Below are 457 nucleotides of genomic sequence, written 5' to 3'. Positions count from 1 at the left end.
GAATACGGTACAGGCAGTAAAACGAAACAAGCAGTAGATGCGGTCACAGCAGTATTACAAGGCTTAGCCACAAAAGACCTCGGACAAGCGGCAGTAGGGTTAGCTTCGCCATATTTAAATGAGCAAATCAAGCACCACACAACCAATGCAGATGGTTCAATCAATACCGAAGCGAACTTACTGGCTCACGCCTTATTAGGAGCAGTAGAAGCCCAACTCACAGGCAACAATGCCCTAGCAGGGGCAGTAGCAGGTGCAGGGGGTGAAGCTGCGGCGATGGTCATCACCAATACCCTATACCCGAACAAAACAACCGACCAACTAACCGAGGCGGAGAAGAAAAACATTACCTTCCTAAGCCAATTAGCTGGTGGATTGGCAAGTGGTGTAGTGGGGGATAGCACACAAGCGGTTGCATCTGGGGCAGATATTGCAAAAAGGGCGGTGGAGAATAATT

At 49.2% G+C, this 457-nt stretch carries 1 protein-coding gene; it reads left to right on the top strand.

Annotated elements, in window-relative coordinates; genetic code table 11:
- The coding region (locus tag A1D25_RS00850) for a VENN motif pre-toxin domain-containing protein (protein ID WP_162853259.1) at positions 1–457 on the top strand (457 nt) is incomplete at both ends.

This window comes from Ursidibacter arcticus, assembly GCF_009761375.1.
GTDB classification, from domain to species: domain Bacteria; phylum Pseudomonadota; class Gammaproteobacteria; order Enterobacterales; family Pasteurellaceae; genus Ursidibacter; species Ursidibacter arcticus.
Note: the sequence above shows the minus strand (reverse complement) of the source record. Positions and strands in the feature narration are given on the sequence as shown.